The organism is Streptomyces sp. UF-297 (assembly GCF_058245575.1).
Genome location: NZ_JBSIBZ010000002.1, coordinates 162510 through 180227 on the forward strand (window position 1 = coordinate 162510; position 17718 = coordinate 180227).

At 72.9% G+C, this 17718-nt stretch carries 6 protein-coding genes; 3 read left to right on the forward strand and 3 right to left on the reverse strand.

Translation table 11 applies throughout. From position 1 onward, the window contains the following. The first annotated feature begins 21 nt into the window (after nucleotides 1–21). Nucleotides 22–2160: a putative bifunctional diguanylate cyclase/phosphodiesterase gene (locus AC4IJH_RS02850; RefSeq protein WP_490849853.1), complete on the forward strand. Its 2139-nt coding sequence runs from the start codon at nucleotides 22–24 to the stop codon at nucleotides 2158–2160. Nucleotides 2161–2201: 41 nt separating this feature from the next. On the opposite strand, the gene AC4IJH_RS02855 is transcribed toward AC4IJH_RS02850, so the two are convergent. Continuing rightward, nucleotides 2202–2921, reverse strand: coding sequence for a class I SAM-dependent methyltransferase (locus AC4IJH_RS02855; RefSeq protein WP_490849854.1), 720 nt, complete (start codon nucleotides 2919–2921; stop codon nucleotides 2202–2204). Beyond that, the gene (locus tag AC4IJH_RS02860; protein ID WP_490849855.1) at nucleotides 2870–4195 is read right to left on the reverse strand and encodes an MFS transporter; all 1326 of its coding nucleotides are present in this window, start codon (nucleotides 4193–4195) and stop codon (nucleotides 2870–2872) included. Before AC4IJH_RS02860 ends, AC4IJH_RS02855 begins: the two co-directional genes overlap by 52 nt. 280 nt (nucleotides 4196–4475) lie before the next feature. On the opposite strand from AC4IJH_RS02860, the gene AC4IJH_RS02865 reads away from it, so the two are divergent. Beyond that, a complete protein-coding gene (locus tag AC4IJH_RS02865; RefSeq protein ID WP_490849856.1) occupies nucleotides 4476–5087 on the forward strand; it encodes a fasciclin domain-containing protein in 612 nt (203 codons plus the stop codon). A 13-nt stretch (nucleotides 5088–5100) separates the two neighbouring features. Here the strand turns inward: AC4IJH_RS02865 and AC4IJH_RS02870 are convergent, their stop codons facing one another. Further along, nucleotides 5101–6468 carry a glycosyltransferase 87 family protein gene (locus AC4IJH_RS02870; RefSeq protein WP_490849857.1) on the reverse strand — a complete coding sequence of 456 codons (1368 nt, stop codon included), beginning with the start codon at nucleotides 6466–6468 and terminating at the stop codon, nucleotides 5101–5103. A gap of 205 nt (nucleotides 6469–6673) precedes the next feature. Between AC4IJH_RS02870 and AC4IJH_RS02875 the strand changes: the two genes are divergently transcribed. Next, the gene (locus AC4IJH_RS02875) at nucleotides 6674–17644 is read left to right on the forward strand and encodes a DUF7927 domain-containing protein (protein ID WP_490849858.1); all 10971 of its coding nucleotides are present in this window, start codon (nucleotides 6674–6676) and stop codon (nucleotides 17642–17644) included. Nucleotides 17645–17718 lie beyond the last annotated feature (74 nt).

Below are 17718 nucleotides of genomic sequence, written 5' to 3' on the forward strand. Positions count from 1 at the left end.
CCGGCTGTGAGAGGTATCGGAATGAAACCGACCGACAGCGCCGCTCCGGCGTCGCGGCTCCGCCGGCTCGTCATGCCCGCGCTGCCCGCGGCCATGGTCGTCATGGCGGGCCTCGCCCTCGCCACGGGAGTCATCCGCACCCTCGGTGAGGGCGAGGCGCTCTTCCCGTCCGGCACGGTGGGCTGGTCCCTGGCGATCCTCACCGGAATCATCGTGGGCCATCTGGTCGCGCTGGGCCGCGACCGCTGGTGGGGCGGCACCGGCTCCGGCGCCGCCCTGGCCCTGGCCGTCCTCATGCTCTACGGCTGGGTGCCCGCCATCCTGGTGAGCCTGGCCGTGGTGGTGCTGGTCGGCGCCGCCCGCCGGCACCGCTGGCGACAGGCCATGCTGCACGGCTCCGTGGACATCCTGGGCATAGGAGCCGCGGCGCTGACCCTGGCCGCCTTCGGCGTCGTGCCCTCCGTACGCCACCCCTGGCAGCCCGACGCCTGGGACCTGACGGTGCTGCCCGAGATAGTCGCGGCGGCCGCCGCCTACCTCGTGGTGACCCGCGCCCTGCTCTGGTTCACCCTCGCCCCGCGCAGCGGCGGGCTGCCCACCATCGCCCGAACGGCCGTGGTCCGCCAGGCTCTCGTCGGCGTCGCCCTGCTCGGCATCTCCCCGCTGATCGTGGTAGCCGCGGTGCACTCGCCCTTCCTGCTGCCGCTGTTCGCCGTACCGCTGATCGCCCTGGACTCCACCCTGTGGATCCAGCGGGCCCGCGCCGAGGAGCAGCTGCGCGACCCGCTCACCGGCCTGCCCAACCGCCAGTGGCTGCTGGAGCGCACCTGGACCGCGCTGGACGAGGCCGAGCGGATCGGCGCCCGCTCCGCGCTGGTCCTCATCGACCTGGACCGCTTCCGCTCCGTCAACGACACCCTCGGACATCTGGCGGGCGACCGCCTGCTGCTGCAGATCGCCGACCGGCTGCGGCACGCCCTGCCGCACGGGGCCGAGGCCGCCCGCCTCGGCGGCGACGAGTTCGCCGTCCTGCTGCCCACCGCCGACTCCCTCACCAGCGCCCAGCGCGTGGCCCGCACCCTGGTCGCGGCGCTCGGCTCACCCCTGGACCTGGACGGCCTCACCCTCGTGCTGGAGGCCAGCGCCGGGGTCGCCGTCTTCCCCGACCACGCGCTGGACGCCGAGGGCCTGCTGCGCCGCGCGGACGTCGCGATGTACCAGGCCAAGCGGGACCGCAGCGGCGTGGAGGTCTACGAGGCCAAGCGGGACGGCAACACCCCCGACCGCCTCGGCCTGTTGGGCGACCTGCGGCGCGCCCTGGACGCCGGTGACGTCGAGCTGCACTACCAGCCCAAGGTCGGCTTCGACGGCCATGTCGCCGGTCTGGAGGCCCTGGTGCGGTGGGTGCACCCGGACCGGGGCAGAGTCCCGCCGGACGAGTTCATCGCGATCGCCGAGTCCTCCGGGCTGATGCCCCGTCTGACCGAGTACGTCCTGGAGACCGCGCTCGGCCAGGTCGCCAAGTGGCGGGCCGCCGGGCTGGACGTCCCGGTCGCCGTCAACGTCTCCCCACGCGATGTGCACACCCCCGGCTTCGCCGGCGCGGTGGCCGCCCGGCTGGCCCGGCACCAAGTCCCGCCCGGCGCGCTCCAGTTGGAGATAACCGAACACGTCCTGCTGGAGGACCCGCAGCGGGCCGCCGACACCCTGGCCGGGCTGACCGGGCACGGCGTGAAGATGTCGTTGGACGACTTCGGCACCGGCTACTCCTCCCTGGTCCACCTGCGCCGCCTCCCGGTCAGCGAGCTGAAGATCGACCGTTCCTTCGTGGCCCGGCTCGCGGTGGACACCGAGGACGCCGAGATCGTCCGCTGCACCCTCGACCTCGCGCACTCGCTCGGCCTGCTGGTGGTCGCCGAGGGCGTGGAGGACGACGAGACCTGGGAGCGGCTGCGCGACCTGGGCTGCGACGCCGTACAGGGCTGGCTGGTGGCGGCCGCGATGCCGCCGGACGAGACCACGGCCTGGCTGCGCGCCCGCGGCGAGCGCGGCTGGCACCGCGAGGCCGATGTGGCGGCCGCTGCCGTGGCCGCCGAGGCCGAGCGGGACCGCGCCCAGGCGCAGGAGCGGACCCAGAGCCTGGACACCCCCGTCCAGTAGCACACAAGTCCCGCCGACAGCGGGCGCCCCGGTACGCCGCGTCAGCGGCAGATCATCAGCGAGCTGACCGGAAGGTCCCGGTAGCCCTTCCAGAACACCTCGTCGCGTACGGCGTCGGGCAGCGGGGTGCGCGTCGGCTGCCACTCCACCTCGCCGAACCCCGCCGTCCGCGCCGCGATCCGAAGGTCCCCGCGCTGCCACTCGTAGAACTCGAAGGGCGTGGGCGGGTCGGTCAGGAACGCGGCGCGCAGCAGCGGCGCCTCCCCGCCGCCGACCCGCTCCCGTACGGACACGTCATAGGCGTCCCAGTTGGCGCCCGGGTACGGCGAGGGGTTGGGCACGATCGCCAGCAGCCGCCCGTCCTGGACGAGGCTGCGGCGGATGCCGGAGAACATCGCGTGCGGCGCGGTGCGGGTGGGCGCGTAGTTGAACAGGTAGACGGCGGTGGCGACCTGGAAGCGGCCCAGGGCCGGCAGATCGCCGGCGTCGGCGAGGTGGTACTCGATGCCCAGCGGGCGCTCGGCTTCGACTGCTCGAAGCGGGCGCCGATCAGGTCGTACTGTCCCACGGACTGCCTCCAGGGCCGGGGCCTGCCTTGGTCGGCGCCCGTGGCGGCAGGCGCGGGCAACGCGAGGGGCGCCGCGGACACACCGTCCGAACGGCGCGCCGCCCGCGCCGCCCCCGGCGCCCGCTGTCGGTCCGGCCCGCGCTATCCGTCCAGCGCCCGCCCCTTGGTCTCCGGCAGCGCCCACACGCACCACAGCGACAGAATCCCCAGCACCGTCACATAGCCGCCCACCGCCAGCGACCCCAGCGACGCCTGGAGGCGGGTGGCCACCAGCGGTGCCACCGCGCCGCCCAGCACCCCGCCGAGGTTGTACGCCAGCGAGGCGCCCGAGTAGCGCACCCGGGTGCTGAACAGCTCCGGCAGCCAGGAGCCCATCGGCCCGTAGATGACGCCCACGCACAGCAGCGCACCGCCGAGCGCCACCGCGATCAGCACCGGCTGCCCGGTGTCCAGCAGCGGGAAGAGCACCAGCCCCCACACCGCGGACATCGTGCCGCCGATCAGGGCCAGGCGCCTTCTGCCGAGGGTGTCGGAACGGGCCGCCGCCCAGCCGGTGCCGGCCGCCAGCAGCAGCACGCTGCCCATGGACAGCAGCAGCATCGTGGTGCGCGGCACCTGCAGGGTGGTGGTGGCATACGCCAGGCAGTAGGTGGTGGCGGTGTAGAAGAGCCCGTAGCAGATCACCATGGCGCCGCCGCCGAGCAGCAGCTCGCGCCAGTGCTGCCGTACGAGCTCGGCCAGCGGCACCCTGCTGGCCTCCTGGCGCTCCAGCACCCGCGCGAACACCGGGGTCTCGCTGATCCGCAGCCGTACGAACAGGCCCACGCCCACCAGCGCGAAGGAGGCCAGGAAGGGCAGCCGCCAGCCCCAGGAGCCGAACTGGGCGTCGTTCAGGGTGGCCGACAGCAGCAGAAAGACCCCGGTGGAGCAGAACAGGCCGATGGACGGGCCGAATTGGGGGAAGGCCGCGTACAGTCCGCGGCGCCCGCTGGGCGCGTGCTCGACGGCCATCAGCGCCGCCCCGCCCCACTCGCCGCCCAGCCCGATGCCCTGGAGGAAGCGCAGCGCCACCAGCGTCACCGGCGCCCACACACCCCAGGAGTCGTAGCCGGGCAGCAGTCCGACGGCCGCCGTGGACAGGCCCATTAGCAGCAGCGAGACCACCAGGGTGGACTTGCGCCCCACCCGGTCGCCGAAGTGCCCGAACAGGACCGAGCCCAGCGGCCGGGCCAGGAAGGCCACCGCGAAGGTGGACAGCGACGCCAGGACGCCGTTGACCGGGGACAGGGTCGGGAAGAAGGTCTTGTTCAGCACCAGTGCGGCCGCGGTGCCGTAGATGAAGAAGTCGTAGAACTCGATCGCGGTGCCGATGAAGGCGGCACCGGCGACCCGGCGCATCCCCTGCGGCCGCACCTCGATGGCAGGTGCCGCGGACAGGACCTGAGCCGTGGCGTCCTCACTGGACATGGACATCCCTCCTGTGGATGGGCGGGGTGTGGACGCTACTGGGCGCACCGGCGCCTGCCGAGTGTGAACTGACGTGCTGCGGGGGCGCGTTGACACCGGTACGACGATCATGGTGCGCCCCTGTGTGCCGTGCGGCGGCGTACGGCGCACGGGTGGCGGCGGCGGGAAGGCGGCGGCGATATGCCGGTTGCATCCCGCTTGGGGTGGCATCGTTTCCCCGGCCGCTCCCGCTCGCCCCCTCCCATCCGTTCGCGGCGGCCACCTCAGGAAAGGGCTCGTCATGGTGTCTTCCCGCAGGTCGCCCCGCCGCCGTCTCGCCACGGGAGCAGCCGTATTCGCGCTGGTGATGACGGTCGGGGGGTGCGCTGGCGTGCGGACGGACGGCTATCCCACCCACACCGTCGGCCCCCGCCGCGACGACAAGCCCTTCGGCGACGCCTGCGCGCAGCTGGCGGCGCACGGCGGGCGGGCGGGTGCGGACACCGCGAGGACCAGCGCGCTGGAGCTGATCGGCCGCACCCCGCAGCTGGCCGCCTTCGCCGCCCTGATCAAGACGGCCAAGGCCCGGGACATGTTCCTGTCCATGGAGAACGTCACCGTCTTCGTCCCCACCGACCAGGCGTTCGCCCACCTCACCGCCGAGCGGCGGGCGGCCCTGAAAGACCCGGTGAAGGCAGGGGACTTCATCCGCTCGCTGATCGTCCCCGAGGACCTGACCCGCGAGGACCTGTCCAACCGCAGCTACAGCACGCTGCAGACGGGCGTGTCGGTGAGCGTCACCGGCGCCGGCGGGAACTTCCGGGTGGGCGGCGCCCAGGTGGTGTGCGGCAGCGTCACCACCAAGGACGCCCGGCTGCACCTGCTCAACTCCCTTCCCGGAAGCGGCGCGTGAGTCCCGGATCCGCCTAGGTCCTGGCCGCCGGCACGGGGGCCTCGGTGGCGGGCGCGGGAACCCTCGCGGGCCGTACGGGCCGGGGCCGCCCCAGCATCGCGTGGGCGGCCCCCACCACGAACACCACCCCGAGCAGCACATACAGGTTGCCCGCCATCATCTGGAACGGGTCCCACTGCAACTCCCGCTCCCCGACGTGCGGTACGTACCACAGCAGCCCGTACGGCAGCAGCGGCATGACGGGGTCCCAGGCGCCGCTCCCGGTGATCCGCATCGGCCAGGCGGCGAACAGCCAGCAGATCCCCAGCAGTGCCCACACACCCAGCGGCAGACGGCGCAGCGCCGCGTCCCCCGCCAGCGCGAGCGCCGGGACCACCCACACCCAGTGGTGCGTCCACGACAGCGGCGAGCACAGCAGCATCAGCGCGGCGATCACACACACCGCCAGCAGCTCCCGGCCGTGCCGCGCGGCGGCCACCGCGCCCAGCAGGCCGAAGGCGGCCAGCGACGCGCAGATCAGGAGCCAGGGGAGCCCGGCGGTGGCGTCCACGGCGTTGTGCGACAGCCGCAGCAGCGCGCCGTTGAGGGACTGGTTGGGCAGGTACGTCCGGCCGTCGGGCGACCCGCCGACCGCGCTGGTCCAGAAGATCCGCGAGGCCCGCGGCAGCAGCAGCCAGCCCGCCCCGACGGTGGCCAGCATCGTCCCCGCCGCCACCGCCGCCGCCCGAAAGCGCCGGGTCAGCAGCAGATAGAGGAGGAACAGCCCCGGCGCGAGCTTGATCCCCGCCGCGAGGCCGATCCCCACACCCTTCCACCAGCGGTGATCCGGCACCGCCAGATCCATGGTCACCAGCGCCATCAGCACCACATTGACCTGCCCGAAGGTCAGATTCTGCTGTACGGGCTCCAGCCACAGCGCCCCGGCGGCCACCAGCAGACACGCCCCGGCCCGGCCCGCCGTGCGCGCCCGGCCCAGCATCCCCGTCGCCGCCCACAGCGTCAGCAGCAGCGCCGCCAGCGAGGCGAGCGCCGTCCACAGCGCCAGGGTGTCCAGGGGGACGGCGGCGAAGGGCCGGAAGAGGACGGCGGCGAAGGGGGGATACAGGAACGGCAGCCCGGCGACCCCGAAGGGGCGCCCGTACAACTGCTCCTGCGCGCCCGCCGGCGGCGCCCCGTCCGGCGGTGCCCCTCCGTAGGCCACGAAGGACGCCGCGTCCTGATACACGCTCAGATCGGCGGGGGCGCGCAGCGCGGTGTGCGCGAAGGGGGAGTCGCCGACCACGTCGAACCAGCCGGCCAGCGACAGGGCCAGCGCGCCCGCGCCGCCCGCCAGGAGCGCCGGACCGCGCCAAGACGGCGCGTGCGGCAGGAGAGTTGTCATGGCGCTCATGCTCCGCAGCGCCGCGCCCGGGCCGCGGTCTGCGGCTCGTGGGCTGTGGACCGGACGCGTGAAAAGTGTGTCTGCCTGAGTGTCAGACCACTGAGCAAGCCGGGTGATATAGGCATCTATGGGGTGGATTCATACGGCCGCCGCCGTGCATACCTGCGCGCCCGTGCGGCGGCCAGTTCACCAGCGGGAGCCCTGCATGACTCTGGCGCGTCGTCTCTACGTCGTGGTGCTCGTCCTGGCTTTGCTCACCGGCCTGCCGGTGGGCGCGGGCAGCAGCCTCGGCCTGCCCGCGCGCGCGGCCGCGCCCGCCGGGCCCGGCGCCAAGTACCCCGTGGGACCCGCAGGCCAGGCCCTGGACCGGCTCCGGCCCGGCGAGCCGGCGCAGTGGGTCCTGAACCTGCCCGACCTGGAAGCCGGTGGGGCGGACGGCGCCGGGCTGCGGCTCACCGACCGGATCGACCGGCGCCTGCGGTACGTCCCCGGCTCGCTGCGGCTGCCGCCGGGCGTGACCGGGGACGTCTCGGGCGGCGCCGTGCGGCTCACCGGGAGCTACCCGGCCGGGGTGCAGGGCCCCGCGACCGTGGCCGCCGCCCCCTTCCAGGACGGTGCGGCCCAACTGACCGTACGGCCCGAGGACTTCTACGCCGACGGGCGCCCGGCCGCCCAGCACGTCACCGGCTGGCGGGCGATCCGCATCGACCGGGCCCGCGGCGGTGCAGCGGCTTTGCTGCGGGTCACCGTGCGGGACGCGCGGGGCGCGGTGCTGCCCGGCTACGACGGGCGGGAGGTGACGGGCGACGCGATCGGGCTGGACGGCATCGGGTTCCCCGTCCACTACGGGGCGGGGCGGGCGTACGACACCTCGCGGCTGACGGTGGCCGCGGCGGGGGCGGTGGCGGTGGCGGACGAGGAGCGCGCGGCGGCTTCCGGCGCTCCCGCGTCCGCTGCCTCCGCTGCTTCGGCTTCCTCGGCTGCCTCTCCGTCCGTGGCTGCCTCCGGATCGCCGTCCCCTGCCGCCTCCGCCTCCGGATCGCCGTCCCCGTCCGCCTCCGCCGTGCCGTCCCGTGACGCGTTCGCCGCGCCCCGTGCGGCGCAGCGCCGGGCGGCGGGCCTGGCCGGCGGCCGGCTGGTCGTCGCGTTCACCGGTGACGCACCGCAGGCCGGGTACCGGACCGAGGTGCCGACCGGTACGGCTGCCGCCGGCGGGGACGAGGGCGTGGAGGGGAGCGTCGAGGCGGGCGCCGGGGGCGAGTTGCGGGATCTGACGGTACGGCCGGTGCGTATCGCGGCGGCGGCGCCCCGGGCGAGAGCCTCGGCCACTGCGGGCGCCGGGCAGGCCGCCGGGCCCCTTCCCCGCACCGGGCGGCGCAGCGGTGAGCGCGCGGCACAGGCGTGCTCACCGACGTCCGGGTTCACCAACTGCACGCGGTTCACCCACAGCGGCGCCGACCAGACGTTCACGGTGCCGGCGGGCGTGACGAGCCTGAAGGTACGGCTGTGGGCCGGCGGTGGGGCCGGGGGTAACGGCAACTACTACGGAAACCAGTACGGCGGCGGTGGTGGCGGCTACACCACCGGCACCGTCGCGGTCACGCCGGGCCAGAAACTGACCGTCACCTCGGGCAGCGGTGGCGTAGCGGGCCTGACCAGGGATGTGTACGGGGGCGGCGGTGGCGGCGGCAACGGCAGGTTCGCCGGACAGAGCAATACGGCAGTCGGCTCCGCCGGCGGCGGCATGAGCGCGCTGTGGGACGGCGATTACGGCGGCACTGCGCTGCTCGTCGCCGGTGGCGGCGGCGGCGCCTCACCGGGTGCGGACATCTTCAACCCGTGGCCGGGGGCCGGTGGTGGCACCGAGGGCACCGAGGACAGATATCCCGCCATCTCCGGCCGCAAGGGCACACAGACGCAGGGCGGCGCGGCCGCCACCCAATCAGGGTGCAGCTCGCCTGCGATCTCGGGCAGCAAGTTCCGGGGCGGCGGGGGCGGCAGTGGCTTTGAGGGCGGTGGCGGCGGGGGCGGCGGCTACTACGGCGGCGGTGGCGGCGCCTGCCAGGTCAACAGCAGCACGAGCGGGACGGGCAACGCCAACGGCATGGGCGGCGGCGGATCCGGCTACATCGGCGGTGAAGGGGTGAGCGGTGCCAGTACGACCACCGGAGGCGAGAGCCAGGCCCGTGGCCAGGGAGGCGCAGCGGCGGGCAAGTCGGACCCCCTCTACCGTTCCGGCATCGGCGACGGAGGCGGCACCGGCGACGGCGGCAACGGCGAAACCACCATCGAGTGGGTCACCAGGACCGCCCTGTCGGTGACCAAGTCCCCGGCCTCCGGTACGTACGTACCGGGCGGCGAACTCACCTACCGCATCAGGGTTTTCAACGGCGGCCCTTCCCCGGCCACCGGCGTGCAGGTGCGCGACTCCTTCCCGGCCGCCTACCGCAATGCCCGGTGGACGTGCTCGGCCGACGGCGACGGTGTCAGCAAGTGCGGCGCGGCGTCGGGCTCGGGCAACATCGACACCACCGCGGACGTCGCGGCGGGACGGACGGTCACCTACACCGTCACCGGGACCGTTCCCTCCGATCACGTCGGCACCGTGGACAACAGCGCCACCATCACCGTGCCCAGCGGCACGGCCGACGACAACTGCAAGCCCTCCTGCACCGCCAACTCCAGCCTCACCCATGGCCCGAGCGCATCGCTGGAGATCTCCAAGGTGCTGCAGACCGCGCCGGTCGTGCCGGGGCAGCAGATCCAGTGGCGGGTGACGGTCAAGAACAACGGCCCGTCGCGGGCGCGTGGCGTGGTGGTCAGGGACAAGGTGCCGTCCGGGGTGAGCAACCCGTCGATGACCGGGGACTCCACCTGCACGCTGGCCTCGGGCGCGTACTCCTGTGCTGCGGTGGAGATCCCGGCCGGGGAGTCGAAGTCCTGGACCCTGAGCGGAACGCTGGCCTCGGACGCCACGACGACGCCGACGAACACGGCGACGGTGACGGGCGGTCCGGACCCGAGTGCGAGTGAGCGTACGGCGGAGGCCTCGACGTCCGTGTCGCCCGAGCCGCGGGCGTCGTTGGAGATCTCCAAGACGCTGAGGACTTCCCCGGTGGTGCCGGGCGAGAAGATCGAGTGGCAGGTCAGGGTCAAGAACAACGGGCCGTCGGTGGCGAGCGGCGTGGTGGTCAAGGACGCGGTGCCGTCCGGTGTGACGGGCGCGACCATGACGGGCCCGCAGAACTCCCAATGCGCTGTGTCCGCAGGTGAGTTCACCTGTCCGTCGGTCCGCATCCCGGTCGGGGCGGCGGCGACCTGGACGCTGTCGGGGACGCTGGACGCCGATGCCACCGAGGCGCCGGAGAACGTGGCGACGGTGACGGGCGGTCCGGATCCGAGCGCGAGCGAGCGTACGGCGGTGGCCTCGCCCACGGAGGCCGAGCCGAAGGCCGGTCTGGAGGTCTCCAAGGTCCTGCTGACCTCGCCGGTGGTGGCCGGGCAGCAGGTCCAGTGGCGGGTGACGGTGAAGAACAACGGCCCGTCGCGGGCCCGCAATGTGGTGGTCAGGGACCAGGTTCCGGCCGGGGTGACCGGGGCGACGATGACCGGCGACTCCACCTGCACGCTGGCATCCGGTGCGTACTCCTGCGCAGCGGTGCAGATCCCGGCGGGCGAGTCGAAGACCTGGACCCTCAGCGGGACGCTGGGCAACAGCGCCACCACGACCCCCACCAACACGGTGACGGTGACGGGCGGCCCGGATCCGAGTGCGAGCGAGCGTACGGCGGTGGCCTCCGCGTCCGCCTCGCCCGAGCGGCGGGCCTCGCTGACGGTGTCCAAGACGCTGAAGACCTCCCCGGTGGTGCCGGGCGAGAAGGTCGAGTGGACGGTGTCGGTCACGAACAACGGCCCGTCGCGGGCGACCGGTGTGACGGTCAGGGACAGGGTGCCGGACGGGGTGACGGGCGCGACCATGACCGGCGCCTCCGCCTGCACGCTGACCGGTGGCACCTTCAGCTGTGGGCCGGTGGAGATCGCGCCGGGTGCGACGGTGCGCTGGACGCTGTCCGGCACCCTGTCGGCGGACGCCACCGAGGCGCCGGAGAACGTGGCGACGGTGACGGGCGGTCCGGACCCGAGCGCGAGCGAGCGTACGGCGGTGGCCTCGCCGACGGAGGCCGAGCCGAAGGCCGCTCTGGAGGTCTCCAAGACGCTGATCACCTCGCCGGTGGTGCCGGGGCAGCAGATCCAGTGGCGGGTGACGGTCAAGAACAACGGTCCGTCGCGCGCCCGGAACGTCGTGGTCACGGACAAGGTGCCGGACGGAGTGACCGGCGCAACGATGTCCGGAGCCTCCACCTGCACACTCGCGTCAGGCGAGTTCAACTGTGCGGCGGTGGATGTCCCGGTGGGGCAGTCGAAGACGTGGACCTTGAGCGGCACGCTGGACGCCGATGCCACCGAGGCGCCGGAGAACGTGGCGACGGTGACGGGCGGTCCGGATCCGAGCGCGAGCGAGCGTACGGCGGTGGCTTCGCCGACGGAGGCCGAGCCGAAGGCCGCTCTGGAGGTCTCCAAGACGCTGATCACCTCGCCGGTGGTGCCGGGGCAGCAGATCCAGTGGCGGGTGACGGTCAAGAACAACGGCCCGTCGCGCGCCCGGAACGTCGTGGTCAAGGACAAGGTGCCGGCGGGCGTGAGCAACCCGTCGATGACCGGGGACTCCACCTGCACGCTGGCCTCGGGCGCGTACTCCTGTGCTGCGGTGGACATCCCGGCGGGCGGGTCGAAGTCGTGGACCCTCAGCGGGACGCTGGACGCCGACGCCACGACGACGCCCGTCAACACGGCCACGGTGACCGGTGGTCCGGATCCGAGTGCGAGTGAGCGTACGGCGGTGGCTTCCCCGTCCACCTCGCCCGAGCCGCGGGCCTCGCTCACCGTCACCAAGACGCTGAAGACCTCGCCGGTGGTGCCGGGGCAGAAGGTCGAGTGGGTGGTGACGGCGCAGAACGACGGTCCGTCGCGGGCCCGGAACGTCGTGGTCAAGGACAAGGTGCCGGATGGGGTGACCGGCGCGACGATGGCCGGTGCCTCCAACTGCACGCTCGCATCAGGTGAGTTCACCTGTGCGGCGCTGTCGATCCCGGCGGGTGAGTCCCGTACGTGGACGCTGTCCGGAACGCTGGACGCGAATGCCACCGAGGCCCCGGAGAACACGGTGACGGTGACGGGCGGCCCGGACCCGAGTGCGAGCGAGCGCACCGCGGTGGCCTCGCCCTCCACGGCCGAGCCGAAGGCCTCCCTGGAGGTGTCCAAGGTCCTGCTCACCTCGCCGGTGGTGCCGGGCCGGACGGTCCAGTGGAAGGTGACGGTGACCAACAAGGGGCCGTCGCGCGCCCGGGGCGTCGTGGTGAAGGACAAGGTTCCGGCGGGGGTGACCGGGGCGTCGATGTCCGGAGCGTCCAACTGCTCGTCGAATTCGGGTGAGTTCACATGTACGGCGGTGGACATTCCGGTGGGCGAGTCGAGGTCGTGGACGCTGTCCGGGACGCTGGATGCGGATGCCACGCAGGCTCCGGCGAATACGGTGACGGTGACGGGCGGCCCGGATCCCAGCGCGAGCGAGCACACCGCGGTGGCCTCTCCCTCCACCGCGTCGCCGCAGGCTGGGCTGGAGCTGTCCAAGACGCTGCTGACCTCGCCGGTGGTGCCGGGGGAGAAGATCGAGTGGAAGGTGACGGTCAAGAACAACGGTCCGTCGCGCGCCCGGAATGTCGTGGTCAAGGACAAGGTGCCGGATGGGGTGACCGGTACGACGATGACCGGCGGTTCCACCTGCACGTTGGCCTCGGGCGCGTACTCCTGTGCTGCGGTGGACATCCCGGCGGGCGGATCGAAGTCGTGGACGCTCAGTGGCACGCTCTCGTCGGACGCCACGACGACGCCCGCCAACTCGGTGACGGTGACGGGTGGTCCGGATCCGAGTGCGAGTGAGCGTACGGCGGTCGCCTCGCCCTCGCAGTCGCCGGAGCCGCGGGCGGGCCTGGAGCTGTCCAAGACCCTGCTGACCTCGCCGGTGGTGCCGGGGCAGCAGATTCAGTGGCGGGTGACGGTCAAGAACAACGGTCCCTCGCGGGCCCGGAATGTCGTGGTCAAGGACAAGGTGCCCGGTGCGATCAGTGGCCCCCGGATGGCGGCGGATTCCGATGGTGCGGTGTGTGCGATCACCGGTGGCGAGGCGGTCTGCCCGGCTGTCGATCTGGCAGCGGGTGCCTCGAAGTCGTACACCCTGAGCGGCACGCTCGATGCGGATGCGACGACTACGCCGGTCAATACGGCGACGGTGACCGGTGGCCCGGATCCGAGCGCGAGTGAGCGCACGGCGGTGGCCTCCGCGTCGGTGTCGCCGCAGGGGAAGGCGTCGCTGGAGGTGTCCAAGACCCTGGTCACGTCGCCGGTGGTGCCGGGGCAGAAGGTCGAGTGGCGGGTGACGGTGAAGAACAATGGTCCGTCGCGGGCTCGGGATGTGGTGGTGAAGGACAAGGTGCCGGGTGGGGTGACCGGCGCGACGATGTCGGGTGCTTCCAACTGCACGCTCACGGCTGGTGAGTTCGGTTGTGCCGCGGTGCAGGTTCCGGCGGGTGAGTCGCGTACGTGGACGCTGTCCGGGACGCTGGACGGGGATGCCACGCAGGCCCCGGAGAACACGGTGACGGTGACGGGCGGCCCGGATCCGAGCGCGAGCGAGCGCACGGCGGTGGCCTCGCCCTCGACGGCGCAGCCGAGGGCGTCGTTGGAGATCTCCAAGACGCTGCTGACGTCGCCGGTCGTGCCGGGGGAGAAGATCGAGTGGAAGGTGACGGTCAAGAACAACGGGCCGTCGCGGGCGCGGAATGTGGTGGTGAAGGACAGGGTTCCGGCGGGGGTGAGCAACCCGTCGATGACCGGGGATTCCGCCTGCACGCTGGCTTCGGGGACGTACTCCTGTGCTGCGGTGGACATTGCGGCGGGCGGGTCGAAGTCGTGGACGCTGAGCGGGACGCTGGCCGCCGATGCGACGACGACGCCGGAGAACACGGCGACGGTGACGGGTGGTCCGGATCCGAGCGCCAGTGAGCGTACGGCCGTGGCCTCGCCCAGTGGGAGCCCGCAGCCGCGCGCTTCGCTGACCGTGTCCAAGACGCTGAAGACCTCGCCGGTGGTGCCGGGGCAGAAGGTCGAGTGGGTGGTGACGGCGAAGAACGGCGGTCCGTCGCGGGCTCGGGATGTGGTGGTGAAGGACAAGGTTCCGGCGGGGGTGACCGGCGCGACGATGTCCGGCGCCTCCAACTGCACCCGGAGCAGCGGTGAGTTCACCTGCGCAGCGGTGTCGATCCCGGCGGGTGAGTCCCGTACGTGGACGCTGTCCGGGACGCTGGATGCCGACGCGACGGCCGCGCCGGCGAACACGGCGACGGTGACCGGTGGTCCGGACCCGAGCGCGAGCGAGCGCACCGCGGTGGCCTCGCCCTCGTCGGCCGCGCCGCGGGCCTCCCTGGAGGTGTCCAAGGTCCTGAAGACCTCGCCGGTGGTGCCGGGGCAGAAGATCGAGTGGGAGGTGACGGTGAAGAACAGCGGGCCGTCGCGGGCGCGGAATGTGGTGGTGAAGGACAAGGTTCCGGCGGGGGTGACCGGAGCGGCGATGTCGGGTGCCTCCGCTTGTACGCAGGCCGGTGGTGAGTTCACCTGTGCCGCGGTGGACATCCCGGCGGGCGCGTCCCGTACGTGGACGCTGAGTGGGACGTTGTCGTCGGACGCCACGACGACGCCCGCCAACTCGGTGACGGTGACGGGTGGTCCGGATCCGAGTGCGAGTGAGCGTACGGCGGTGGCTTCGCCGAGCGAGAGCCCTGAGCCGCGGGCGGGCCTGGAGGTGTCCAAGACACTGCTGACCTCGCCGGTGGTGCCGGGGCAGCAGGTTCAGTGGCGGGTGACGGTGAAGAACGGCGGGCCGTCGCGGGCGCGGAATGTGGTGGTGAAGGACAGGGTTCCGGCGGGGGTGAGCAATCCGTCGATGACCGGGGATTCCGCCTGCACGCTGGCTTCGGGGACGTACTCCTGTGCTGCGGTGGACATTGCGGCGGGCGGGTCGAAGTCGTGGACGCTGAGCGGGACGCTGGCCGCCGATGCGACGACGACGCCGGAGAACACGGCGACGGTGACGGGTGGTCCGGATCCGAGCGCCAGTGAGCGTACGGCCGTGGCCTCGCCCAGTGGGAGCCCGCAGCCGCGCGCTTCGCTGACCGTGTCCAAGACGCTGAAGACCTCGCCGGTGGTGCCGGGGCAGAAGGTCGAGTGGGTGGTGACGGTGAAGAACGACGGTCCGTCGCGGGCTCGGGATGTGGTGGTGAAGGACAAGGTGCCGGGTGGGGTGACCGGCGCGACGATGTCGGGTGCTTCCAACTGCACCCGGAGCAGCGGTGAGTTCACCTGTGCCGCAGTGTCGATCCCGGCGGGGGAGTCGAAGTCGTGGACGCTGAGCGGGACGCTGGACGCGGATGCGACGCAGGCACCGGCGAACACGGTGATCGTGACGGGCGGCCCCGACCCGTCCGCGTCCGAGCACACGGCCGTGGCCTCGCCGACGGAGGCGGAGCCGCGGGCCTCGCTGGAGGTGTCGAAGGTGCTGCTGACCTCGCCGGTGGTGCCGGGGCAGCAGGTTCAGTGGCGGGTGACGGTGAAGAACGGCGGGCCGTCGCGGGCGCGGAATGTGGTGGTGAAGGACAGGGTTCCGGCGGGGGTGAGCAATCCGTCGATGACCGGGGATTCCGCCTGCACGCTGGCTTCGGGGGCGTACTCCTGTGCTGCGGTGGAGATCCCGGCGGGGGAGTCGAAGTCGTGGACGTTGAGCGGGACGCTGGCTGCCGATGCGACGACGACGCCCGCTAACACGGTGACGGTGACGGGTGGTCCGGATCCGAGTGCGAGTGAGCGGACGGCCGTGGCCTCGCCCACGGGGAGTCCGCAGCCGCGGGCCTCGCTGGAGGTGTCGAAGGTGCTGCTGACCTCGCCCGTACTGCCCGGGGAGAAGATCGAGTGGCGGGTGACGGTGAAGAACAATGGTCCGTCGCGGGCCCGGAACGTAGTGGTGAAGGACAAGGTGCCGGACGGGGTGAGCGGCGCGACGATGTCGGGTGCCTCCGGCTGCACGGAGAGCGGCGGTGAGTTCACCTGTGCGGCCGTGGAGGTCCCGGCGGGTGCGTCGCGTACGTGGACGCTGAGCGGGACGCTGGACGCCGCTGCCGCGAAGACGCCGACGAACACGGTGACGGTGACCGGCGGACCGGACCCGTCCGCATCCGAGCACACCGCCGTCGCCAGCCCCTCGGCCGACCCGCAGCGGCTGCACCTGTCCAAGAAGGCCGACCGTGCGGAGGTGGGCGCGACCGGGGAGGTCGTCTACACCCTGACCGTCGCCAACACCGGCGGCTCCGACGCCAAGGGCGTCACCGTCGAGGACGACCTGAGCGACATCCTGACGGAGGCGGATTACGGCAATGACGCCAGGGCCCGGCTGGACGGTGCCGATGCGGTGACCCAGCCGCGGTACGCCGCGCCCCGGCTGACCTGGACCGGAGACGTACCGCGCGGCAAGAGCGTGGTGATCACCTTCAGCGTCAAGGTGCCGGAACGCCTCAAGCGGGCGCAGCCCGGCGTCGACCGCAGGATGGACAACACCGTCACCAGCGATACGCCCGGCTCCGACTGTCCCAGGGCCCGGCCCGCGGCCGCGTGCTCGTCCACCGTCCGTCTCGCCGACCCGTCCGTGGCGAAGACCGTGTCCACGGGGATGCCCGAGCCGGGCGGGAAGGTCACCTACACCCTGACCGTGCGCAACTCCGGCACCGCCCCGTTCTCCGGCTACGACCTGACGGACGACCTGCGCGACATCCTGGACGACGCCACCTGGAACGGGGACGCCCGCTCCGATGCCGGGGAGCAGCCCGTCTTCGACGCGGCGGGCCGCAGGCTCACCTGGCGCGGCGACCTCGCGCCCGGCCAGGTCGTGACCATCACCTATTCGGTCACGGTCGGCGACCCGCCCCAGGGCAACGCGCGGCTGAGGAACGAGGTGACCTCCAAGGAGCCCGGCAGCAACTGCCCGCCGGGCAGACAGCGCCCCAACCCGGAGTGCGCCACCGGCACCAGGGAGGGGGGCGGCGGCATCCCGCGGCTGCGGGTGGAGCACCGGGTGGACAAGCCGGTGGCCCGGCCCGGCGAGCAGGTGTCGTACACCGTCACCGTCACCAACACCGGCAGTGCGATCTTCGTGGACCCCGCGCTCAGGGTCGGGCTCGACGACGTGCTGGACGACGCGGCGTACAACGGGGACGCCCAGGCCGACCGGGGCAGCGTGCGGGTGGCCGGCGTCCCGGCGCAGCGCGCGCTGCGGGCCGACCGGGCCCAGCTGAACTGGAGCGCGGACAGTCTGAAGCCGGACGAGCGGGCCCGGATCACCTATACGGCGACGGTCGGCTCCCCGCCCCGGGGCAACCTGCTGCTGACCTCGTACGCGTACACCACCGGCGGGGCCAGCAACTGCCCGGTCGACGACGACTCCCGGCCCGAGTGCCTGGTGCGTACGGTCGTCCCGCTGCTGCACCTGGCCAAGACCGTGCAGGCGCCCAAGAGCCCCGGGCCGGGGGACAAGGTCACCTACACCGTCACCGTCACCAACCGCGGGACGGCGGCGTACACCGGTGCCGGGTTCAGCGACGATCTGTCCAAGGTGCTGGACGACGCCGCGTACGGCCAGGACGCGCGGGCCACCTCGGGCGGCGTGCGCTACGCGGCGCCCGTGCTGCGCTGGCGCGGGGACGTCCCGGCGGGCGGCACGGTGCGGGTGAGCTACTCCTTCACGGTCAAGAAGGAGCAGGGTGACCGGGCGCTGGGCAACGGTGTCACGGCCACCGTGCCGGGCACGAACTGTCCGCCCGGCTCCTCCCACCCCGACTGCACGGCCCCCCGGATCACGACCACCCAGCCGCCGGGGCCGGTCAAGCCCGTCAAACCCGTGAAGCCGCTGCCCGCGACCGGCGACCGGACGCTGGTCTACGCGGGGCTCGGCGCGCTGGCGATCATCCTGGGACTGGCCGCCCTCGCCGTGGCCCGCAGGCGCCGCCGGGCGTGAGGCGCGGGGGAGGGCGCCTGCCGGGAAGCCCTCCCCGAAGCGTTCCCGTAAAGCGTTTCGCGGCCATGGGAGCA